Origin of the sequence: Chondrinema litorale (assembly GCF_026250525.1) — a bacterium.
GTDB lineage: Bacteria > Bacteroidota > Bacteroidia > Cytophagales > Flammeovirgaceae > Chondrinema > Chondrinema litorale.
Genome location: NZ_CP111043.1, coordinates 4,542,900 through 4,566,043, shown reverse-complemented (window position 1 = coordinate 4,566,043; position 23,144 = coordinate 4,542,900). Strand labels below are relative to the sequence as shown.

Annotated in this window: 19 protein-coding genes; 11 read left to right on the top strand and 8 right to left on the bottom strand. The window is 35.2% G+C overall.

What is annotated here, in order from left to right; all coding sequences use genetic code 11:
- The first annotated feature begins 7 nt into the window (after positions 1-7).
- Positions 8-709 carry a CDP-diacylglycerol--serine O-phosphatidyltransferase gene (gene pssA / locus OQ292_RS18880; RefSeq protein WP_284683703.1) on the top strand — a complete coding sequence of 234 codons (702 nt, stop codon included), beginning with the start codon at positions 8-10 and terminating at the stop codon, positions 707-709.
- The gene (locus tag OQ292_RS18875) at positions 687-1,661 is read left to right on the top strand and encodes an aminodeoxychorismate synthase component I (protein WP_284683702.1); all 975 of its coding nucleotides are present in this window, start codon (positions 687-689) and stop codon (positions 1,659-1,661) included. Before pssA ends, OQ292_RS18875 begins: the two co-directional genes overlap by 23 nt.
- On the opposite strand, the gene OQ292_RS18870 is transcribed toward OQ292_RS18875, so the two are convergent.
- Both OQ292_RS18870 and OQ292_RS18865 read right to left on the bottom strand, forming a co-directional pair.
- Positions 1,643-2,767: a DegT/DnrJ/EryC1/StrS family aminotransferase gene (locus OQ292_RS18870; RefSeq protein ID WP_284683701.1), complete on the bottom strand. Its 1,125-nt coding sequence runs from the start codon at positions 2,765-2,767 to the stop codon at positions 1,643-1,645. The genes OQ292_RS18875 and OQ292_RS18870 overlap by 19 nt on opposite strands.
- A gap of 48 nt (positions 2,768-2,815) precedes the next feature.
- Positions 2,816-3,937, bottom strand: coding sequence for a DUF3089 domain-containing protein (locus tag OQ292_RS18865; protein WP_284683700.1), 1,122 nt, complete (start codon positions 3,935-3,937; stop codon positions 2,816-2,818).
- 206 nt (positions 3,938-4,143) lie between these two features.
- Here OQ292_RS18865 and OQ292_RS18860 point away from each other — a divergent pair, with 206 nt between their 5' ends.
- From OQ292_RS18860 to OQ292_RS18850, 3 genes are all read left to right on the top strand, one after another.
- Positions 4,144-4,920, top strand: a complete 777-nt coding sequence (locus OQ292_RS18860) for an amidohydrolase (protein ID WP_284683699.1) — start codon at positions 4,144-4,146, stop codon at positions 4,918-4,920.
- A 60-nt stretch (positions 4,921-4,980) separates the two neighbouring features.
- Positions 4,981-5,871 carry a prohibitin family protein gene (locus OQ292_RS18855; protein WP_284683698.1) on the top strand — a complete coding sequence of 297 codons (891 nt, stop codon included), beginning with the start codon at positions 4,981-4,983 and terminating at the stop codon, positions 5,869-5,871.
- Positions 5,872-6,114: 243 nt separating this feature from the next.
- The gene (locus OQ292_RS18850; protein ID WP_284683697.1) at positions 6,115-7,776 is read left to right on the top strand and encodes a GAF domain-containing protein; all 1,662 of its coding nucleotides are present in this window, start codon (positions 6,115-6,117) and stop codon (positions 7,774-7,776) included.
- A 34-nt stretch (positions 7,777-7,810) separates the two neighbouring features.
- Here OQ292_RS18850 and OQ292_RS18845 read toward each other — a convergent pair whose 3' ends face one another.
- Positions 7,811-10,255 (bottom strand): penicillin acylase family protein, encoded by a 2,445-nt coding sequence (locus OQ292_RS18845; protein WP_284683696.1) that lies wholly within the window; start codon positions 10,253-10,255, stop codon positions 7,811-7,813.
- A gap of 150 nt (positions 10,256-10,405) precedes the next feature.
- On the opposite strand from OQ292_RS18845, the gene OQ292_RS18840 reads away from it, so the two are divergent.
- Both OQ292_RS18840 and OQ292_RS18835 read left to right on the top strand, forming a co-directional pair.
- On the top strand, positions 10,406-10,987 hold the full coding sequence (locus OQ292_RS18840) for a hypothetical protein (protein WP_284683695.1): 582 nt from the start codon (positions 10,406-10,408) through the stop codon (positions 10,985-10,987).
- 12 nt (positions 10,988-10,999) lie between these two features.
- A complete protein-coding gene (locus OQ292_RS18835) occupies positions 11,000-12,205 on the top strand; it encodes a hypothetical protein (protein ID WP_284683694.1) in 1,206 nt (401 codons plus the stop codon).
- 2 nt (positions 12,206-12,207) lie between these two features.
- Here OQ292_RS18835 and OQ292_RS18830 read toward each other — a convergent pair whose 3' ends face one another.
- Complete coding sequence (locus OQ292_RS18830) at positions 12,208-13,320, bottom strand: glycosyltransferase family 4 protein (RefSeq protein WP_284683693.1); 1,113 nt, start codon at positions 13,318-13,320, stop codon at positions 12,208-12,210.
- Between the two features lie 201 nt (positions 13,321-13,521).
- Between OQ292_RS18830 and OQ292_RS18825 the strand changes: the two genes are divergently transcribed.
- The 3 genes from OQ292_RS18825 to dcd all read left to right on the top strand — a co-directional run bounded on the left by OQ292_RS18825 (position 13,522) and on the right by dcd (position 16,146).
- Positions 13,522-14,172, top strand: a complete 651-nt coding sequence (locus OQ292_RS18825; RefSeq protein WP_284683692.1) for an RNA polymerase sigma factor — start codon at positions 13,522-13,524, stop codon at positions 14,170-14,172.
- A gap of 530 nt (positions 14,173-14,702) precedes the next feature.
- Positions 14,703-15,446 carry a YebC/PmpR family DNA-binding transcriptional regulator gene (locus tag OQ292_RS18820; RefSeq protein ID WP_284683691.1) on the top strand — a complete coding sequence of 248 codons (744 nt, stop codon included), beginning with the start codon at positions 14,703-14,705 and terminating at the stop codon, positions 15,444-15,446.
- Positions 15,447-15,609: 163 nt separating this feature from the next.
- Positions 15,610-16,146 carry a dCTP deaminase gene (dcd, locus tag OQ292_RS18815; RefSeq protein WP_284683690.1) on the top strand — a complete coding sequence of 179 codons (537 nt, stop codon included), beginning with the start codon at positions 15,610-15,612 and terminating at the stop codon, positions 16,144-16,146.
- Between the two features lie 82 nt (positions 16,147-16,228).
- On the opposite strand, the gene hemF is transcribed toward dcd, so the two are convergent.
- On the bottom strand, positions 16,229-17,137 hold the full coding sequence (hemF, locus tag OQ292_RS18810; RefSeq protein ID WP_284683689.1) for an oxygen-dependent coproporphyrinogen oxidase: 909 nt from the start codon (positions 17,135-17,137) through the stop codon (positions 16,229-16,231).
- Between the two features lie 57 nt (positions 17,138-17,194).
- Positions 17,195-19,207, bottom strand: coding sequence for an alpha-ketoacid dehydrogenase subunit alpha/beta (locus OQ292_RS18805; RefSeq protein ID WP_431733748.1), 2,013 nt, complete (start codon positions 19,205-19,207; stop codon positions 17,195-17,197).
- Between the two features lie 187 nt (positions 19,208-19,394).
- Between OQ292_RS18805 and OQ292_RS18800 the strand changes: the two genes are divergently transcribed.
- Positions 19,395-20,789: a high affinity choline transporter 1 gene (locus OQ292_RS18800; RefSeq protein WP_284683688.1), complete on the top strand. Its 1,395-nt coding sequence runs from the start codon at positions 19,395-19,397 to the stop codon at positions 20,787-20,789.
- A gap of 25 nt (positions 20,790-20,814) precedes the next feature.
- Here the strand turns inward: OQ292_RS18800 and OQ292_RS18795 are convergent, their stop codons facing one another.
- Positions 20,815-21,795, bottom strand: coding sequence for an NAD(P)H-quinone oxidoreductase (locus tag OQ292_RS18795; protein ID WP_284683687.1), 981 nt, complete (start codon positions 21,793-21,795; stop codon positions 20,815-20,817).
- Positions 21,792-23,132 (bottom strand): cell envelope integrity protein CreD, encoded by a 1,341-nt coding sequence (creD, locus tag OQ292_RS18790; RefSeq protein ID WP_284683686.1) that lies wholly within the window; start codon positions 23,130-23,132, stop codon positions 21,792-21,794. The genes OQ292_RS18795 and creD overlap by 4 nt, the downstream gene beginning before the upstream one ends.
- Positions 23,133-23,144 lie beyond the last annotated feature (12 nt).

Here is a 23,144-nt window from a genome sequence, read left to right as displayed (position 1 = left end):
CAAATAAATGATTAAAAAAAACATCCCCAATTATATTACGCTAGGTAACTTACTGTGTGGTATACTAGCTATCCATCAAATATATTCTGGTAACTATACTCTGGCTTCTTGGCTAATTGCCATAGCTGCTTTGCTAGACTTTTCAGATGGATTTGCAGCAAGAATGCTCAAAGTAAGTTCACCAATGGGTAAAGAGTTAGACTCACTAGCAGACATGGTCACTTTCGGCCTCGCCCCTGCCATGATTTTATTTAACCTTTATCCAGAACCTGAATCACCTTTAAGGTACATTACCTTGCTAATTGCTTTGGCTTCTGCATGGAGACTGGCCAAGTTTAATATAGATACCAGACAATCAGATTCATTTTTGGGTGTGCCAACTCCGGCAAGTGCACTCTTTATTGGCTCTTTGCCATTAATTTTTCAACAAAGTCCGAATTTAGAAGCTTACTTAACTGCACCGGTGTATCTAATTATTTCGGTATTTTTATCAATCGCAATGGTAGTTGAATTGCCTTTGTTCTCATTAAAATTTAAGAAGTTTGGTTTTGCTGAAAACAAGGTTCGCTATTTATTTCTTATTGGTTCTATTTTGCTTTTGATATTTTTGCAGTTCATTGCTTTACCCGTGATTGTGGTTATCTACATAATTATATCACTGATTGTTCACTTAGCCAATTCGAATAATGACGCTGCAACAAGCAGTTAAAAAAATGAATATATGGGGGCAAGAAAAAGTCCCCTTCTTTTTTATGATTGATTTCTATGGCAAAGAAGCCGAGGTTCTTCCGCTATCAGTTATAAATTCTGCAAACCTACTATACAATATCAATGGAATAAACAATACTGAGTATCTCGACAAAAGCTTTTATAAGAAGCCAGAGTTAAATATTTCACCTGTCGATTTTGATACTTACCTTCAAGCTTTTAAGCATGTTAAGAAGAACCTACTGCTTGGAAACTCTTTTTTGGTAAATCTTACCTTTCCAACAAAAATCTCAACCAACCTGAGCTTGCTTGAGATTTTTAAAATGAGCAAAGCCAAATACAAAGTCTGGTTTAAAAATCAGTTTGTGGTTTTCTCTCCCGAAACTTTTGTAAGAATTGAGCATGGTAAGATTTACTCTAACCCGATGAAAGGGACTATCTCTGCCGAAATCCACAATGCAGAACAAGTGATTATTAATGATCAAAAGGAAATGGCTGAGCATACAACCATAGTCGATTTAATAAGGAATGATTTAAGCATGGTTGCAAGCAATGTAAAAGTTGATTCCTTTAGGTATATAGATACGCTTGAAACAAACAAAGGAGATATTCTACAAGTGAGTTCTCAGATAAGTGGCAATCTTCCCTCAGATTATCCAGAAAAGATTGGTTCTATTATTGGAAAATTGCTGCCCGCAGGTTCAATCTCTGGTGCTCCCAAAAAGAAAACGCTTGAAATTATCAAAGAAGCAGAAATTTACGATCGCGGTTTTTATACAGGAACCTGCGGCATTTTCGATGGTCAACATCTGGATAGTGCAGTAATGATTCGCTTTATTGAGCAAACTGATAATGGATTGATTTTTAAAAGCGGTGGTGGCATTACAGCTTTTAGCAATCCCCAATCAGAATATGAAGAATTGATCAAAAAAGTCTATTTCCCCTTTTCTTGAAAGAAAGCTTTCACCTTATCAATTACATATTGCTGATCGTCCGATGATAAGCCGGGATAGATCGGCAAACTCAAAGTAGTTGTACTAATCTTTTCAGTTACTGGAAAATCTCCTTGCTGATTAGCTAAATTTTGAAAAGCCTTTTGCAAATGTGGTGGTTTAGGATAATGTATTCCTGTTTGAATTCCTGCTTCGTTTAAAAATGTATTTAACTGCTCTCTCTCACTTGTAAGAATTGTATAAAGGTGATAGACTGAGTTTGAGTTTTGAGTAATAGCAGGAATTTGAATTTCATCAATATCTACAAATGCTTGATTGTAATTTGCAGCAACCTTATTTCTTACATTATTCCAGCTATCGAGATATGGTAATTTTACAGATAGAAAAGCAGCTTGTAATTCATCCATTCTCGAGTTTAAACCAACTTCATCACATTCATACTTTAGCTTAGTTCCATAGTTTCTAAGTCTCTCGACTTTTTCAAACAGTTTGCTATCTTCTGTAGTAATTGCACCTGCATCACCTAAAGCACCAATCGTTTTAGATGGATAAAAACTACAAGCGTTTATATGCCCAAAGGTTCCTGTTTTCTTAGCATTGTAACTTGCACCAACAGCTTGTGCGTTGTCTTCTATCACCCATAAATTATGTTCATTTGCCAAGCTCAATAGTTCGTCCATCTTACAAGGGTTTCCATATAAATGAACTGGCATAATTGCCTTGGTTCTGGAATTGATTAACCCCTTACATTTCTTTAAAGAAAGATTACAAGTAAGTGCATCCACATCAACAGGAACAGGCTTGGCTCCTGTTTGAATAACAGCAATAAAACTAGCAGAAAAGGTATGCGCCGGAACCAGTACTTCATCACCAGTACCAATGCCTAAAGCCATTAGAGAAATTTGTAAAGCCTCCAAACCATTCGCAACTCCACTTGTATACTCACATCCTAAATATTCACTAAACTCCTTTTCGAATGTTTTAAGCTTTTCACCTAGCACAAACCAGTTTTGCGTAAGGGAATCTTTAAAAGCTTTTTCTAAAGCTAGACCACATTGCTGATGGATTTTATCTAGTGAATAAAAGGGAACTTTACAGGTCTTCAAATTAGTCTCTTATGAACTTTAATATACAGTCTGTTTAAGAATGCATAATTAATTATTGCCAACAGGATTTACACGAGTTTCATACTTTTTTTGAAAAGCATCTAAACGTAAAGCTACATTTTCTCTAATGTTTGTATAAAAAATATTGTAGTCATACACATGGTAATCTCCAGAAAATGGGAACCTGTACTTAGGCTCTATCGGCTTGGTAACTCTTAATACACCATTTACCAATTGTGCATCTGTTAGCGACTCATTAATCTTTTTAAACTTCTCGGGCTTTCTCACAAACGGCGTAGATCCAATGTTCAGTTTACTTTCAGCATAGCTATCGTCTGTCTTCCAATTAAGCGGATTAATTACTACCATATTTTCATCCCTATTTGTGTAAAACTCGTTGCCATATTCACCCGCAAAACACAAATCATTCTTTACATAAAAAGGATATTTTCTGCCATTTTTCTTATAAGTATTCCAACTAATTACACAGCCAGTATCTGTTTCGCTCTGTGCTGCTGTTACACTCTTATATTCTTTAAATTTCTTAATCGGTTGTGTAGATGCATTTCCAATCAAATAAGCCGCTACTAGCTGATCGTATAATGGTTTGCCTTCAAAGAACTCTTGTATTAATCTGATACCGTGATAACTCCCTTGGCTATGCCCAGCAATAATAATAGGCCTGCCATTATTGTAATGCTCTAGATAATATTCAAATGCTTGTTTAACATCGCTATAGGCTACATTAAAAACCTTTGTACGTCTCTTATTTTTATATTTTTTGATAAAAGTAATTAATGAAACTTGCCTGTACCTTGGCGCATACACTCTGCAAGAACCATTAAATACACTCGCCTGATTAAGCATTACAAAATCTGTTCGGTGGTTAAAGCGCTTTGCATCTAATCTAGCATTTTTTACTGTGCTTAAACTCAATGCTGTAGTTGGGTGAATAAAGAAAACATCCGCCTCGGCTATATCTTGATTATCCTTAAAGTTTGATTCTTCAGGTACATAATCTGCCCAGTCTTTTTTAGTTGGTAATGCTGCCCAATAAAATTTGTCACTATAGTCTGGAGCTTCTGGAGTTTTTTGTGCAAATACTTCTAATGAGAAAAGTGCTAGTAAGATAATAATTTGAACAGTGGCTGTATATCTGTTTGACTTCATAATTTGAAAACTAGGTCGGGTTTTGTATTTGTTTCTATAACCTTTTCAAAAAATTGTCCAAAGATTATATATAAATAAACTAACAACTTTCAGCTTTATTCATTCAATTTGTCAAAAGAGAAACATAAAAAAATTTGCTTACAAAAAATAGCATATAATTGAGTGTTTCAACATAGATTTTTTGAATTATAAAAACAGCTATAACAATGGAAGATTTAAAAATATCTTTAATTCAAACTGAATTATACTGGGAAAATATACAAGCCAACCTAAGTAATCTGGAAGAAAAAATCTGGGAAATTACAGAGGATACAGATCTGATTTTATTGCCAGAAATGTTTAATACAGGCTTTAGCATGAATGCTAAAGCACTAGCCGAACCGATGAACCTTACCACTACCAAATGGATGAAACAAATGGCAGCACAAACCAAAGCTGTAATTTGCGGGAGCTTTATCGCAGTTGAAGATGGTAAGTATTATAATAGACTTATTTGGATGCAGCCAGATGGCAATTATAGCTATTACGATAAACGCCATTTATTTAGAATGGCAAAAGAAGAGCTAACCTTTTCTGCTGGTTCAACCAAAAATGTAGTAGAGCTTAAAGGTTGGAAAATTTGCCCGCTCATCTGTTATGATCTACGTTTTCCGGTTTGGAGCAGAAACTTAAATAATCAATACGATTTACTATTGTATGTAGCCAATTGGCCGGCTGCAAGAGAAAGCGCTTGGAATGCTTTACTACCTGCTAGAGCAGTTGAAAACCTGTGTTATGTTGCTGGCTTAAATCGATGTGGAGAAGATGGCAAAAACATTCCTTACCAAGGAGATTCGCAAGTAGTAGATTTTTATGGCAAGAAGATACTTGACATGGAAAATGAAGAAGATATTGCCACCATTACATTATCTGCTGAAAGACTTGAAAAATACCGCAAAAAATTTCCGGCTCATTTAGATGCAGATAATTTTAATTTGATGTAGTGTAATTTTTTTTCGGGTTCAACTACATATAGGGCAAACATTCACTCTAAATAAGAAAATATGGAGCCTAAGTTGAATTTGAACAAAAAGATGCCTTCTTTTCCTAAAAAGTTTTTTGGCAACACCTTTGGTAAAATTACAGCCATATCCTCAGCTGTACTTATAGTTTTTCTGTTGTTTTCTACTTTCTATATTGTAAACCCCGGAAATGTAGGAGTAATTACAAAATTTGGCGCAGTACAAGGTGATATACTTTCTGAAGGAATTCATTTGATAAATCCGGTATCTACCAAGATTATTCCTATAAATGTGCGGGTACAAAAGATTGAAGCAGATGCCACAGCTTCTTCTAAAGATTTGCAAAATGTAACATCTAAAGTAGCTTTAAACTTTTTCCTCTCTAAAGAAAAAGCAAATACTATTTTTCAAGAGTTAGGGCTAGATTACAGAGTTACCATTATAGAACCTGCCATACAAGAATCTATCAAATCTGCTACGGCTGCCTACACCGCTGAAGAACTCATTACAAAGAGACCAGATGTAAAACAAGACGTTTTCGCTAGCATTAAAGATCGACTAGAAAAGAACAATATAATCGTAACCGACTTTTCGATTATCGACTTCAACTTTACTGAAGAATTTAATAAGGCCATTGAAAAGAAACAGATTGCCGAACAACTAGCATTAACGGCTAAAAATGACTTAAATAGAATTCAAACAGAAGCACAACAAGCACTGGCAAAAGCAGAAGGTGAAGCAAATGCAAATCTGGCTATAGCAAAAGCGCAAGCTGAATCTCAAAGATTATTAAAAGAGTCGGTAAATAATGATATTCTTGAGTTACAAGCTATTGAAAAATGGGATGGTACTTTACCAATGGTAATTGGTGAGGGCAATGGAAATGCATTTTTCGATATTGTAGGTGCAATGAATAAAAACAAAGCAAAATAAGCTCTATAAACTCCTCGGGAAGCATTGTATAAATAATTACTTTAAACAATGCTTCCTTTTTTTATCCCTTCCCAAATACAAAAAATACCAATTGTAAGTTACATCTATATCAGATTTGATTTTTTTATTTATCAATTTATTTTTCTGAATCAAATCTCATAGAGACAGTATTACACCTCCTCTATTTTGCCAACAAATTTCAAACTGATTAACCAGGTATTTTTTGTATCTAACAAGATTATTATGCTATCAAGATTTTCAGTTAATTATTTGAAAAATCTGAATATTCAGAGGAAATTTCTTCTTGGGTTTTCATTAATGTTAGCTCTGTTTACAGCGAACTATCTATCTATACAGTATTGCAGAAATCTGGCTAAAGAAGATGCCCTTATTGTAGATGTAGCCGGTAGAAATAGAATGCTATCGCAAAAGATCGCTTTGTATGCAGAGATGATTATAGATGGTAAAGAAGAGTACAGAAAGGAATTACACTCCATTATAGAATTACACAATACTTCCATTGATGCCCTTAAGTTTGGTGGTGCAGCTCCCGGAGTCGATACAGAAAGAACACTACCTGCCTCGCCTAAGCAAATTATTTCTACACTAAACGAAGTGGAGGCATTCTGGAAAAACTATAAAGAAAAAGCTTTAATTATAGCTGAAAAACCGCTTTTTGTAGACAAAATAACAACCAACACTTCGATTGACGAGGCAGGTATTAGCCATACTGAAACTACGACCATACAAGATATGAACCCGCTAGTTTTAAGTGCACTTAGTTACATTGAAAACAATGCTCAGGAAATGCTTTCTAAAAATAATAAGCTAGTTAGAAATTATGTGCTTGCTAACAGAGAGAAGCAAAACAAACTAGATTACTTCACTACGATATTTTTTATTATAACCATAGTGATTCTAGCACGACTACTTTTTCTGGTTTCTGAAAGCATGATTAAACCTTTAAAGAGATTAACTGCGGAATTAAGCTCACTTTCAGAAGGTATACTCACAGAAGTAAAATATGATGAAGCTCGTACAGATGAAATTGGCCAATTATTAAAAACAGCCAACCTTTTAAATAATACCATGACACAAGCCACCAAATTTGCAAGCAATGTTGGAGAAGGCAATTTTGAAGAAAACTATACACTTGCTAGTGATCATGATGAACTTGGAAAAGCCTTGGTAGAAATGCAAAATAAGCTCAAAAATGTAGCTGAAGACGAAAAAAACAGAAAATGGCAAAACAATGGTTATACACTCATCAATAATCTTCTGAGAATAAATGATGAGGATATAGAAGATATTTTGCAAAGAGTTTTAAGTGAGATTATCAAATATGTAAATGCGAGTCAGGCAGCATTTTTTATAATTGAAGAAGAAGGAAGTGATGAATATTTGAACTTGGCAGCTACTTATGCCATGGGCAGGTTAAAATATCTCGATAAAAGAGTTCACAAGGGCGAAGGATTAGTTGGTCAGTGTTGGTTAGAAAAAGCGCCTATTTACCTTAAAAAAGTACCAGATGGCCACTTTGAAATTAGTACAGGTTTAGGGCATTCAGAACCAAAAACTTTACTAATTATTCCACTTATACATAATGATGAAGTTTGTGGAATTTTAGAAATTGCTTTCTTAGAAGAAATAAACAACAGCACAAAAGATTTTCTTGAAATGCTTTCTGCTGATATTGCAGCCACGATATTAAGTATCAAAATAAATAACAAAACCAAGAGACTACTTGAGCAGGCTCAAACACAAGCCGAAGAACTTCGTGCTCAAGAAGAAGAAATGCGCCAAAACCAAGAAGAGCTAAATGCCACCCAAGAAGAAATGATTAGGCAAAAAAGTGAACTTGAAAGAGAATTACTGTCTCTTAGAGAACGGCTAGAAAGTAAGTAATACCCAAGAAGCACCTCGCCATTTGGCGGGTGTTTTAATCTTTTCTGAGATACAAAGTACCAGTACTGGTTTGTACTATTTCTTCTCGATTCATTTTTTGCTTACGGAATTCTCCATTTACATACATTTCTGCCTGATCGCTATAATGCGGGCTTAACACATTCCCCGACTGGCCAGTTGGCAAAACACTAATACTATTTTCATAATCGGAGTAATCTATTATTCTTCGCATTGCAGGTCCCCAAGTAACTTCATACTTGCCACTTTCATTCCATATAAACCCTTGATTATTAATTACCTCAGTTCCTCCTGCTATAGGATAAGGACCTACATTAAAGATTCCTCTTAGCGCTTCTACTTTACCCAAAGCATGCGCGTGTTCTATACTATGTACTTTGCTCCATTGCCACTCATTCATATCACTGCCCAATTGTGTTTCAAGCTCTGTAATCGCTTCTTTAAAAGCGTGAATTAATACATAATTTCGGCTTTCTTGCATCTTTTCAGTATTAATATCATCCCACCAGATAGAAGTATCATTGGCGATTAAAAGTGCATTGGTTCTTCTTGAAATAAATGTTTTCAGATAAGTATCAAAATCTTTTTCACCTAGTTCGTCTTTCATTGCAAAGGCTAATGTTTTATAGAATACATGATGAAAAACTGTTGGTGCAATATCTGCTTGGGCATGGCTTCCATCCCATTTTTCTAATAGATCTATACAAGCTCTTTCGGTTGCATTGAGATTATTCGCTGTACTTTCTACCACAGAAACTATCTCTTGGGCAATTTTGGGATAAACTGGTGAAACATCATCCAAAATCATGGTTTTCATCTTGGCTACATTCCAACTGTCTTCTTTATCCAGCATTTCCATAATTCTTACAGCTCTGTCTTCTGGAATATAGTAACCATAATGGTAAACTCCTTTTACAGAATCCGGCTGATTGTTTGCCGAATATACATAGCCAGAAGGTGGATTTTCAGATTGCGGATTCATATCAAAATTATAGAAACCAAGTGCATCATCTTTTCCAGAAGCGCCATCCAAAATAAATTTAGGATTTACATGTTTAGGCCTAATCGGTAATTTGGCAGAAGCCCACCAAGCTATATTTCCATTAACATCTCCATACATCACATTTAATCCCGGTCCGTGAATTTGAGAAGCTCCCTTTCTTGCAATTGAAATATCATCGGCAAACATCAAATTATAAGCAGCCTCTAAAATAATTGCATTCACTTTAGTATAAACCCACCAAGCACTCACTGACTTTTCATTACCTAACTCAGGCAAAACTTCATTTACTATTGGTCCATGTCTGGTTTCCTTCACTTCAAATGCTACAGCAGCTCCATCTTTCACTTTTATTTCTTCTTGCCTCACTTTAAATTCTAACCAATTGCTATCTGCTAAATACTGGCTTTCATCATCAAGATTTAATTTTTCATAATACAGATCAATATCATCATTTTCAAACATGGTTAGCCCAATCGCATGGTGGTCGCTGTGCCCGACTAAAGCATAAGGAAAACCTGCCAAGAAATTTCCATAGTATTTAAAGTCTGGTGTTTGAATGTGCGCTTCATACCAAACAGATGGTTGCGAGAATGCGATATGCGTATCGTTTGCCATAATCACTTTGCCATTTTCTGTTTTTCGTGGGGCAACAACCCAACTATTACTGCCAAGAAAAGGAGGTACAGGAACACCATCTAAAAGTGTAGTAATTGTTTCGGTTACAGATTCCATTAATTCAAGCGAATCTGCATATTCAATAGCAGGCATAGAGTCCACCTTAATTCCATTATCTTTAAAATATACTGGAATGGTTGCCGCATCTTTATCCCAATTAATTACCAAGTCTTTTACATAATCCTTCCCATATTTCTTGGAAATCTTTTCAATCAATGGCTCTGTTTTAAAAGCCTGTGCAAAACTGAATGCCATATAGCCAATGCTGTTATGTACATCGGTTAAAGTATAAGCTTCTTTAGGAATACCAATAATGTAAAACTCTAGCGGAGTCGGTCCATTTTCGATATATGTATTGATGCCATCCAGATATGCTTCTGCCAGTTGTAAATGTTCACCTTTGGTTTTATAAAGCTCTTCTACACTTGTTTTGGCATGTTCTTCTATGCCGAGTGTTCTAAAAAACTTATCAATTTCTAGAAAGTCTTTACCCAATATCTCAGAAAGTCTGCCTGCTCCCACTCTTCTTAACATCTCCATTTGAAATAGCCTTTCTTGTGCATGTACATAGCCCAGAGCTTTAAAAGCATCTGTTCTCGAAGAAGCATAGATATGAGGCACGCCAAATTCATCAAACTTTACTTCTACATCTTCATTCAACCCATAATATTTAACTTCTCCATTGTATTTTGGCTTCTGCGTTTGCAACCAAAAGTAGCCACCTAAACAGGCTAACAAAATGAAAAAAAATAATAGCAGCAGTATATTTTTGATAATTCTCATGGAGTGTATCCCTATTAATGTTTGTTTTGCTTAGATAATAAATATCTGTTTATTTTCCGATTGAAAATTAATTAATACAAATTTTGTTTCTTTTGCCGAAAGGATTTTTTTTTCAAGACTTAACATTAGATTTTAATAAGATTCAACCTGATGAAGCAAATATTAAAATACGGATTCTTAATTATTACAACACTTCTACTTTTTTTCGCCTGTAGCAGTCACGATTTAGACAAGATTGATTTTACCTCAGACTTACAAGCAGCTTTTTTTTTAACTTCTAATTCTGAAGGAATTGAAGTGATTGAAGGTACTGAGCTTTGGTACTCAGACACAGATACATTAAGATATGACAACCTATTGCTTAAACTAGATACTTTTAATTTAGCGCAAAGAGATATTGAAAAAGTCATTCCTGAAGAAGTCTATTTAACTATTATCAACTTTTCGGATGACGAATCGCTTTCTACTGCTAATTGGCGCTTTCTAAGATCGGTACAGTTATATATCTATAACCAAACTGGAGACGATAGTTTACTCCTCGCCCGTCTCGATACAATTTCCACAAGTATCAATGCAACTATTACACTTGACCCTAATACTGAGTCTATAAGACAATTTTTAATTGACGAAGAATCTAATTTTAAAGCATTATTAGAATTTAGAGATGAAATAACACGAGATTACATTTTTCAATTAGATGGAATTAATCGTGTTGAAGGTGAGATCAAATAATCGAAACTTCTAATGCTAAGAAAATCATTATTCTTTCTATTTCTAGTAATCTGTCTTGCTTGTTCCAAAAAGCATTTTCTTTATCAAACTTGGCTACCAGTTTATGTAGAAGAAGATAGTGTTCAAGGCAGCTTAAAAAGTGTAGGTGTTACTCATTCTATCATTTCTTTTGAGAAAGACAATTACCTTAACTTCCATAATGTGTTTGGTGACTATGATGAAAGGATGAAAACTTCATCTCTAAATGAAAATATTTTCACATTACCAGAAGATGATGAAACTGAGAAAAAGTATGAAATTTTAAAATTGGAGAAAGACAGTCTTATATTAAAGTATCATGCTTTAAAAGATGAGAACAGTACCTTCTATGCGAAATACTTTCCTTTACCTAATTACAAAGTAGAAAGCACTGCTGCCGAATTAAAGTTTTTCCTGCTTAGTAATTACTGGGAGTTTGAGGTCGATAGCTTTCGCTACGAAATAGAATTTTTTTATAACAAAAGAGCCGATACTGGTTGGAGTGGCGATAACCGATTAGGTTATACTTGTTTAGTACAAAGCTATAGGAATAATAGATATCAAAATTCAAGCTCGCATTATTGGAACCTCTCTAAAGTGGGCGATACATTTGTAATTACCATTGATGAATTAACCGGAACTAGTTATAACACCTTTTATCTTTCTCAACTTTCAGATGAGCGCATCAATACAGTAACATGGAGCCAAAATGATAAAAGAGAAATTTCATTCAAAAGAATAGTCTATAACCTAGACGACTGGAATAATAAACTGCTAAAACTAAGATCTAAAGATTGGTATGTAAATGAATCAGCAGTGATAGAAGATGAATATTATGAAGTATTAAATCTTCTTAAAATTCAAAACGCTAAAAAGGTGCATCACGATTCTGTAATAGAAGCTTCAGATTTACAAAACGAGCAACTCAGATATTCTTTTCAAGATGAAACTTTCCAGATATATAAAAGAGATAAGCTTTTGTTAAAGGGCAACTGGACATTGCACCCCAATGGAAAGGTAATTTATATCTATAGTAATAATGAGCAGGAGAACTTTTTAATTAAAGATTATAGCATTCCCGGTGGTAGTTTCTACATACAAGAATCTAACAACGATGGATTTCTGATGCTTAAAGAAGAAGAACTTTATATAAATGACTCCACTTTCAAGACTGAGTTGACATTGCAGAAATGGAGGTAATTTCACACAACCGTCTTTAAATCTTTCATATATTTTTCTGCAATGGCATCCCATGAGTAAGTTTTATAGAACTTCTCTGGCGTATCTTTTTTAGATTCAACCGCCTGCAAACATAAATTTGTAAATGCTTGCCAGTTATCGTCATCAGTTATCAGCAGCTTCTCTGCACAAACAGTTTTATCAATACCTACTGCACCGGTTTTGGTTGAAACCACAGTTTTATTCATCGCAATAGCTTCAAGCACTTTTGTTTTAACTCCTCCACCAGTAAGCACTGGATTTAGAACTAAATCGCATTGCTCAATTACAGCATCTATGTCTTCAACAAAGCCTGCATATTTTAAATTGCCATTCTTTTCAAAATGTAGCTTCATATTAGCTGGCAAACCTTTACCACAAACAAGTATGGTGAAATCTAAATTTGTTTGATTGAGCTGCGGTAACACATTGTCTATAATATTTTGCAAAGCCTGTTGGTTAGGTTCGTAACTCAACACACCAAAAAACAAGAAAACTTTATGCGTTTTAGAGATTTGATAGGCCTCAAAAATTGAATCGATGTTTAATTTACTCTCTGGTAAATACACCCCATAAGGAGAAACAAAGCATTTAGTTGGACTTAGTTTGTAGATGGAAATGGCTTCGGCTCTATCTTGTTCAGTAATAAAAAAAACCGCAGCCGCTTTTTTAAAAACCCAAGCTTCGTAAAGTTTAAGTATAGCCCACCAGCTTTTATGGAGAGATTTAAACCTAAGATGCTCGATATTATGTGCGTGAATTACAAATTTCTTTTTAGCATTACTGGCTATCACATTTGCCATTAATCCATAAAATGGCTGTTCTACAGTAATTACATCAGACGTACTAGCTAGTTTAATTAATTTATCTAATGGCTCTGGATGAATATACCTAAGAAATGATGCGGGTAAAATATCTCCTAAGACATTGAATAAATGTGGCTTAGTTTCCATTTTGGGAGTTTCTCCTTCTGGGGTTACCACATTAATCTTGTTTTGCTTAGCCAAAGCAGCTAACAAACCATATGTCTTTTTTTGCCCACCAGAAGCCAATGGGAATAATGGAAAAGGTACAATACTTAATATCTGATGAATCATTCACTTACATTCAATGATGGCTTTTTTCCTCTCTACTGTTATTTACAAATTAAAACAGGTTCAATTGAGAAGCTTATTTCGGCAAAAAAAGGAATACTGAAAAGAATTATAAATTTTTTTATCAAAAACCTGTATTTATTTAGCAGTTTTGGATTATAGAGAATAGATAACAATTGATTTCCAGAGAAAAACTTTACGATATTGGGAAGTCAGCAGACAGATTTACAAGAAGAACTCGCTATCATAAACCAGGCAAAAAACAACCCTGAAGCATTTGGTTTGCTATATGAGAAGTATTACAAGGAAATATTTATCTATATCAACAAAAGAATAGATAATCTTTCAATATCTTCTGATTTAGCCTCTCAGGTGTTTCTTAAAGCAATGACACACCTACCGAAATACCAGTTTAAGGGGTTTCCATTTTCGTCTTGGTTATATAAAATCGCCACCAATCAGGTGAACCAGTATTTTAGAAACTCAAAAAATCAGCGAGTAATCAGCATCGACGATTTTTATGTAAATAAGATATTTTCGGAGCTCGAAGACAGACAAGATATTAAGCAAAAAGAGCAAACACCTTTGCTTGTACAACTGCTTAATATGCTTGACGAAAGTGAGTTGCAGATACTGGAATTGCGCTTTTTTGAAGAAAAAGCATTTAAAGAAGTAGCCTATATTCTTGACATTACTGAAAACAATGCCAAAGTTAAAACGTACAGGATAATTGAAAAACTAAAGAAAATTGCAAAAGGCATGGAGCCGCCAGAGCAGCATGATATTTTTTCTATCATGCTTTTTATGTTATTTTTAAATGAGGTGCTGCAAACAATACCTGTAACGATTTTATAATGAATATTGTAATGGAGAAGGAAAACAGATATAAAATCAATGTAAATAAACCGGTCCCGACAGACCAGGAGATAAATAAGCACAAGAACTTTAACAGGGTTCTTCAGCAATATCGTCGTACAGGTCACAGAAAAATGCAGCCTAATTTTCTGCAAAGATTAAACAAATACATACCTTTACTAATACTAGCGATAATCGTTTTAATTTTTATCTGGATTTTTAAAGTAGTAAACTCTACAAAAAATTCAGGTCAAACATCGCCATCACCGAAAGTAGAATTTCCCAAGCAAAAATGATTTTTTAAACTCAGATTGTCATTCCATTTAATAATTCGTAGATATTATTATTTATTTGCTAAAGTAATTGCAACTTCTTAACAAAACCATTATAAAAAGGTTGTTGGCGTTAACAAGCTTCAAAATAATATGCGGAAGCGATAAAAATCTATGGCATAAAACGTAAATTCAGTTATTTTCGCAGATTACTTAAAAGCGCATATTTAAAATACAAAGCCAAAAAACAATAGAAATATGGCAGGACATAGTAAATGGGCAAATATTAAACATAGAAAAGGAGCTCAGGACGCAAAAAGAGGAAAGATATTTACAAAACTCATTAAAGAGATTACTGTTGCTTCTAAAGAAGGTGGTCCAGATGTGGATACCAACCCTCGTTTAAGGCTAGCTATCCAAAATGCCAAAGGGCAGAATATGCCTAAAGATACCATTGAGAGAGCCGTAAATAAAGGACAAGGAAGTGATGCTGCTAATTACGAAGAACTTACCTACGAAGGCTATGCTTCTAATGGTGTTGCAGTATTTGTAGAATGCTCTACTGATAATATTAACCGTACTGTATCAAACGTGCGTGCCATCTTCACTAAAAACGGTGGTAGCTTAGGAAAAAATGGTTCTGTAGAATTTCTTTTCGATAGAAAAGGTGTATTCAATTTTCCTATTCCAGAAGGTATGGATATCGAAGAATTGGAATTAGAGATGATTGATGGCGGTGCAGACGATTTAGAAATTGAAGAAGAAAGAGTAACTGTATACTGCGCAATGGAAGAGTTTGGTAATTTACAGAACAAGCTCGAAAGTATGAATATAGAACCTGAGACTGCTGAGTTACAGCGTATACCAACTACTTCAGTAACGCTAGATAATGAAGCTTTCCAGAAAGTAATGAAGGCAATTGATTCTCTCGAAGATGATGATGATGTTCAGAAAGTATTCCATAATATGGAAATTACAGAAGAACAAATGGATTTACTGTAATACTTTCTAAAACAATAAACTTCAATCTACTGAAAGACGGTGTATTTCAATATGAATTAATTGAAAATTCTTTTAAAAAAAGAAAATCATCTTTCAGGAATTTCAACCATTTAATTAAATTCAAGTACCTTTAAATAAAAGGCACAGGTTACAAAACAATAGCATGATCTTATCTGACAAACAAATCCTCGAGGAGATTAAAAAAAACAATATCCTTATTGAACCATTCGACCCAAAATGTTTAGGAACTAACTCTTACGATGTACATTTGGGAAAATACCTTGCAGTTTACAAAGACGAGGTTCTCGATGCGAAGAAACATAATGAAATTGATGTCTTTGATATTCCTGATGAGGGTTTTGTATTACAGCCAAATAAATTGTATTTGGGTGTAACCAAAGAATACACAGAAACTATGGCTCATGTTCCTTTTCTTGAAGGTAAATCTAGTGTGGGTAGGTTAGGAATAGATATTCACGCAACTGCTGGTAAAGGAGATGTTGGATTTTGCAATACTTGGACGTTAGAAATTTCTGTTACTCAGCCAGTAAAAGTTTATTTTAATATGCCAGTTGGGCAGCTTATTTACTTTAAAGTAGATGGCGATATACAGAATTACTACAACATTAAGAGAAGCGCAAAATACAACAACCGCACAGTAAAACCGGTTGAATCTATGATGTGGAAAAACGAATTTTAATAAGCTTCTTTAAAGAAGAAATTATAAAAAACCCGACTTTGGTTAATCCAGAATCGGGTTTTTATTTTTATCTAATTTTTTATTAAACATTTAGCCAGTCCACTCCTTTTTTGAGCTTCTCAAGTGTCGCTCTTTCTTCACTGCCAGTTTCTGGTTGGTGGTTGTATTTCCAATTGGCAACTGGTGGTAAACTCATCAAGATTGATTCAGTTCTTCCATCTGTATCGAGACCAAACTTGGTTCCTTTGTCCCAAACCAGATTAAATTCAACATATCTACCTCGCCTTAACATTTGCCAGTTTTTATGCTGATCGGTAAAAGGCAACACTTTATTTTTATTCATAAAGTAGGTATAAATCGGGGCAAAAGTATTACCTACATCTTGAACAAAAGCAAAGCGATCTTCGATAGAATGGTTTTCGTCTGCAGTGAGTCTATCGAAAAAGATGCCGCCTATTCCACGAGTTTCTTTTCTATGTTTGATGTAGAAATACTCATCTGCCCAGTGTTTAAACTTCGGATAATATTCAGCATCGTGCTTATCGCAAGCATTTTTTAACTGAGTATGAAAATATTTAGCATCTTCATCCACGACATAATGCGGAGTAAGATCAATTCCTCCACCAAACCAATTTGTCTTTTCACCATTATTTCCCTCCATTTCAAAATAGCGCACATTCATATGGATAATCGGCACTAAAGGGTTTTCAGGATGAAGTACTATCGAAACGCCAGTTGCTAAAAAGTTACCTTCTGGCACATTTAGTTTTTTGCTTATCTTTTCAGGAGTTTTACCGTAAACAGCAGAAAAGTTTACGCCGCCTTTTTCGATTACATTACCGCCGTCAATTACTCTTGAATGACCACCTCCGCCGCCTTCTCTTTCCCATTTGTCTTCCTGAAATGTTGCTTTCCCATCAGCATTTTCCAAAGCAGTACAGATATTATCCTGCAATTGCTGAAACCAATTTATAACTGTTTCTTTTTCCATTTTTTCCTCTTCTCGCAAGTGTTTATTGTTTTCTTATTTCTTAAGCTTGGTGCAAAATTAATATTCATAAAGTTTTTCTAGCTTTTCTTTTATTCTTTGTTTTGGAAGAAAAGCATCTTCGAGGTTAGCTGCAAATGGAACTGGCATATCTAGACTGCCTTCTCGCATTACAGGTGCATCTAAATGCTCAAAACAATTTTCTGATATCCAAGCTGCTATTTCTGAGGCAATGCTGCCAGTAAGTGTATCTTCATTACAAACCAAAACCTTATTGGTTTTCTGCACACTTTGTTTCACGGTTTCTTTATCCCAAGGTAAAAGAGTTTGCAAATCGATAATTTCTATGCTTATCTCCGGAAGCGAATTGCTAATTTCCAAAGCCCAATGTACTCCCATTCCATAAGTGATTACAGTAACATCCTCGCCGGGTTTAACTATTCTGGCTTTACCAATTGGCAAAGTATAGTATTCATCTGGAATGTCTTCTGAAATACTTCTATACAAAGCTTTATGCTCAAAATACATCACCGGATTAGGGTCTTCAATCGATGCGTTTAGCAAGCCTTTCGCTGCATAAGGTGTTGATGGATAAACAATCTTTAATCCGGGAGTATGGAAAAACCAGCTTTCGTTAGACTGAGAGTGAAATGGGCCAGCCTTCACTCCTGCTCCTGTTGGCATTCTTACTACCACATCGGCATTTTGCCCCCATCTGTAATGGAGCTTAGCCAAATTGTTTACAATCTGATTGAAACCACAAGTCACAAAATCAGCAAACTGCATTTCTACCATTGCCTTAAAACCATTGATAGATAAGCCTAAACCTGTACCCACAATGGCAGATTCGCAAAGTGGAGTATTGCGAACTCGATCTCTACCAAAAGTTTCTGAAAAACCTTCAGTAATTTTAAAAACTCCTCCATATTCCGCTATATCCTGACCCATTAATACCAGATTAGGATATTTCTCCATAGATTGCCTTAAACCATCAGAAATAGCATCTACTAATCTTTTGTTTTGGGTAGTATTCGTTGAGGGATTTGTAGAAATATTATTCGAATCAGCAAACAGATCACCCAACTCAGTTTTATAATCAAAATTTACAGGAGGTTCGTTATAGGCAACTTGTAAAGACTTTTCGATTTCATCTTTAATCTCATTCTTAAGTTGATTGATTTCTACTTCAGAGATGATGTCATTTTGCAGCAGATAGCTTTCGTAATTAGTTACTGGGTCTCTTTCTGCCCAATAATCCATGAGTTCTTTGGGAACATACTTGGTACCAGACGCTTCCTCATGGCCGCGCATTCTAAAAGTTAATGCTTCCACCAAAATCGGTTTTTGCTCCTTAATAGCATACTTCCTCGCCTCAGTAATCGTCTTAAAAACTTCGAGTATGTTATTCCCATCTACCTGCATGGTTTCCATGCCATAACCTTTGCCTTTATCTGCAATAAACTCACAGCGATATTGCTCTTTGTTAGGCGTAGATAAACCATAACCATTATTCTCAACCAAAAAGATGACTGGCAATTCCCAAACTGCGGCAACATTCAAAGCCTCATGAAACTCTCCTTCTGATGTCGCTCCATCTCCACTATAAGCCAACACAGCTTTTTTTTCTTCTGAAAGTTTATGTGCCAGTGCTATTCCATCTGCTACCGAAAGTTGAGGACCTAGATGGGATATCATTCCAACTATTTTATGCTCTTTTGAGCCAAAGTGAAATGATCGGTCTCGACCTTTAGTAAAGCCAATCGCTTTACCTTGAAATTGACCAAATAACCGCTGTAAAGGCAAATTTCTGGAAGTAAAAACACCCAAATTGCGATGCATTGGCAAAATATACTCATCCATTTGCATTGCTAGCGTACTACCAACAGCAATAGCCTCTTGCCCTATACCAGAAAACCATTTTGTGATTTTTCCCTGTCGTAAAAGAATCAACATTTTCTCTTCTATCAATCTGGGTTTTATCAATGCTTTGTAAAAATCTCTTAACTGAGTAGAAGAAAATTCGCTTGAATTGTAGGTTATTATGTGTTTTGGTGGAATGGATGTATTGCTCACGGTTATTGAATTTAGTTAAAACCAAATCTAGGAATTATGGCAGAATTTAATAGTTGATCCTCTTCAAAACAAAAAAGCAATAAGCAAATGTTGTTAGCATAAACAATTCATTTTTAATTTGTATCTACAAAACCAATAAGCGCTATTAGCTAACTCTATTAAACATACTTCAAATTATAAGTAAGAAGTGCTTGCAGTATCTATTGTTTGTTATTTAATAATTACCATACTTATTGGTTTTTGGGCGTCGCGTCTGGTAAAAAACTCAGAAGACTTTGTTTTAGCAGGTAGAAGCTTGCCTTTGCCTTTGGCTGCATCAGCCATGTTTGCCACTTGGTTCGGTTCCGAAACAATTTTAGGCTCCTCCTCAGAATTTGTACAACATGGTTTAATTGGCGTAGTAGAAGACCCTTTTGGAGCAGCACTTTGCTTGTTGCTTGTAGGCGTATTTTTTGCCCGACCGCTTTATAAGATGAAGATTCTCACCTTTGGTGATTTCTACAGAGTAAAGTTTGGCAAAAAGGCAGAACTCATAGCCAGTTTGTTTCTTGTTCCTTCTTACTTCGGCTGGATTGCCGCACAATTTGTTGCTATCGGTTTAATCTTGAATGTGGTATTAGGCATTCCGCTAGCAATGGGAATGATCGGTGGAACTGTTGCTGTATTGATATACACTTACATAGGCGGTATGTGGGCAATTTCCATTACAGATTTTATGCAAACCATTATAATCGTTGCAGGTTTATTATTTCTGGCTTTTAGCTTGAGTGACCATGCTGGTGGAGTTGCAACAGTAATTGATAAAGCTCCTGAAGGATTTTTCAATTTCACCCCTGAATTCTCTTATACAGGAATTACCACATACATAGCCGCTTGGATTACCATTGGCTTAGGTTCTATTCCGCAACAAGATGTTTTCCAAAGAGTAATGGCAGCCAAATCTGCCGATATTTCTGTAAAAGCTTCTTACATCAGTGCAGCCATGTATTTAACTATTGGCTTTATTCCGCTTTTTATCGGGCTGTGCTCCAAACAACTTTATCCGGAATTAATGGAAGGCGATGCGCAATTAGTGATCCCGAATGTGGTGTTGATGCATGGAAATTTATTCTTACAAATCATGTTTTTTGGCGCTTTACTATCTGCCATTATGAGTACTTCGAGCGGAGCAATTTTAGCACCAGCATCTATACTAGCAGAAAACATCATTAAACCCTATATGAAAAACACTGATGACAAAAAGTTGCTTCAAATGATGCGTCTGTCTGTGGTTTTGGTGACGGTGTTTTCGCTCATCCTCGCCAATATGCAAGGCAACATTTTCGATTTGGTGTCGATGTCTTCTGCATTCAGTTTGGTTTCTTTATTTATTCCAATGATTGCGGGTTTGTACTTCCCTTCTTTCTCAGAAAAAGCAGCGATACTTTCTATGTTTTCTGGGATGACAGGCTGGCTAATTTTTGAACATTATCCTGTAGAAACTCCTAGCATACTAATTGGATTACTATTCGCATTTGTCGGACTGATGGTTGGAAGATTATTTCCAAAATCAAAAAATACTGAAGTAAAAGAAAATGTTTGATGAGAAATTTAACAATCCTGAAAGTTTAATCAACCTTCAGGATTATTTTACCAGTATTTAAGTTGGCATCCATGCGAGTATGTGCTTCTTGAATAGCCGACCAACTCATTACTGTATCAATTACAGGCTTTAGTTCTCCTTTATCAAAATATGGAACAAAATCATTGGTAAAACCTTCTATCAAAGTCTTTTTATAATCTACACTTCTAGCTCTTAGGGTAGAACCCATAATTTTTAATCGCTTACTCAATACTGGAACTAAATTCAAAGAATCGAGCTTAAAACCTCCCATCCAAGCGAGCATTACCATTCTTCCATCCATTCCCATCACATCCAGATTCTTTTTAAAATAAGATGCTCCCATAAAATCAATCACCACATCTACCCCTTTACCTTTGGTCAGTTCTTTTATCTCTTCTGCAAAATCTTGTGATTTATAGTCGATCGCGTGGTTCGCACCTAAATCAAAACAAGTCTGATGTTTTGTTTTAGAAGCTGTTACAAATATTTCTGCATTTCTAAGTTTGGCTAGTTGAATTGCTGCTGTACCAACACCGCTTCCTCCTGCATGTATTAAAACCTTTTCCCCTTCTTGCATCTCACAAAGGCTAATTAAAGCCTGATAAGCTGTAAGAAATACTTCAGGAATTGCTGCACTTTCTTCAAGACTTAAAGTTTGTGGAACTGGCATTGCCAAATGTTGGTGTACTTTTACATATTCTGCATAAGCACCTCCTGCCAATAAACAGCAAACCTTATCTCCTTTTTTCCATTTAGTAACTGCTTTGCCAGTTTGCTCAACTACACCAGCAGCTTCTAAACCTATTATCTGACTTTCTCCTTTGGGGGGAGGATATTTGCCTTCTCTTTGTAAAGTATCGGCTCTGTTTAATGCTGTTGCTGCTACTTTAATTAAAATTTCTTCTTCGTTAACTTCTGGATTAGCGGCTTCTCCCAAACTCAATACTTCTGGTCCACCAAATCCATTGCTAATTATTGCTTTCATTCTTTATCTGATTTATTGATGAAATCATACCAGTTGATATTTCGTGAAAGGTACATGACAATCGCCAGTGTTACAAACAACCCGAAACTACCTAGCAACAAGGCATAATCTTGCAATTGTAGTAGTGTGAACAAGAAGCCGTACAAGATAACTAAAACCAAAGCACAAAGTAGCGTAAGCTTGGTAGATTTAAAAAATGAAGAAGCATATAAACTGATTAGCACAATTACGGCAATGGCAGAAGCTATATAAGCTAGATTAAATGATATATGTTCTGAAAGCGCTACTAGAACCGTATAGAAAATACATAGTGCTAAACCAACCAAAATGTATTGTATCGGATGGATACGCTTTTGATTTAAGATTTCTACAAAGAAGAAAATTAAAAAAGTAAGTGCGATAAACATCACTGCATATTTAGCAGAGCGTGTACTTTTTTGATAATGATCTACCGGCACAAGCAGATTTACGCCAAAAGAAGATGTATTAACATGGAAAGATTCACCTCGCCACTTTTGCGGATAATTTCTGTTCAGATGGAGCACTTTCCAATCTGCTGTAAATCCAGAGTTATTGATTGTTTTCTCATCAGGGATAAAGGCTCCCATAAAACTCGGATCAGACCAACTAGAAATGATAGACACATTTGTTTCTTCACCTAATGGAATAAAGTTAAGCGTTTTGCTGCCATTTAATGTTAAACTGTAAGAGAAGTTTAAATTAGCTGATTCTGCATTTACAGGAACTTTTACACTCACACCAGATTCAATTACATCGTTAGATTCTATTCCCGGATTTAAAGAAAGTGTTGTATCATTCCATTGCAAAAGTATTTTTTCCTGAATACCACGCATATCTGTAATACCAATAGAAAGGAATGCTTTATTCCAAAGAATATCTTCTGACCTAATATTCCACTCAGAGAAATCTATATTTTTAAAATTTCCTTTTACAGAAAGTGAAGCCACATACACTACTACTTCATATAAACTTCTATATCTTTTTTCTGGAGATATTTCGCCATCTATTTGCAGATTCTCAGGGAGAAAGTGTGCATATTGAGTTTGAGTTACAACTTCCTTTTTATCATTTGTAAAGTAAATTTCATAAGGTACAGTAAGTACTGCACTGGTCAGCGTCTGGTCATTTCCCCAAGTTCCACTAATTTCGTTGATCACGTCTAACCTACGATACTCTCTTTCTCGAATCAGGCTTTCAACCATGTTGGCAGGAATAAGCAAAAGTAAGATTAAAATTGCCATGGAGATCAGCTTTACCATTACAGAGTTTCTGATCCAGTTATTCAACCTTTCGAAAAAACTAGGTGAGTCGTTCATAAAATCTAATTA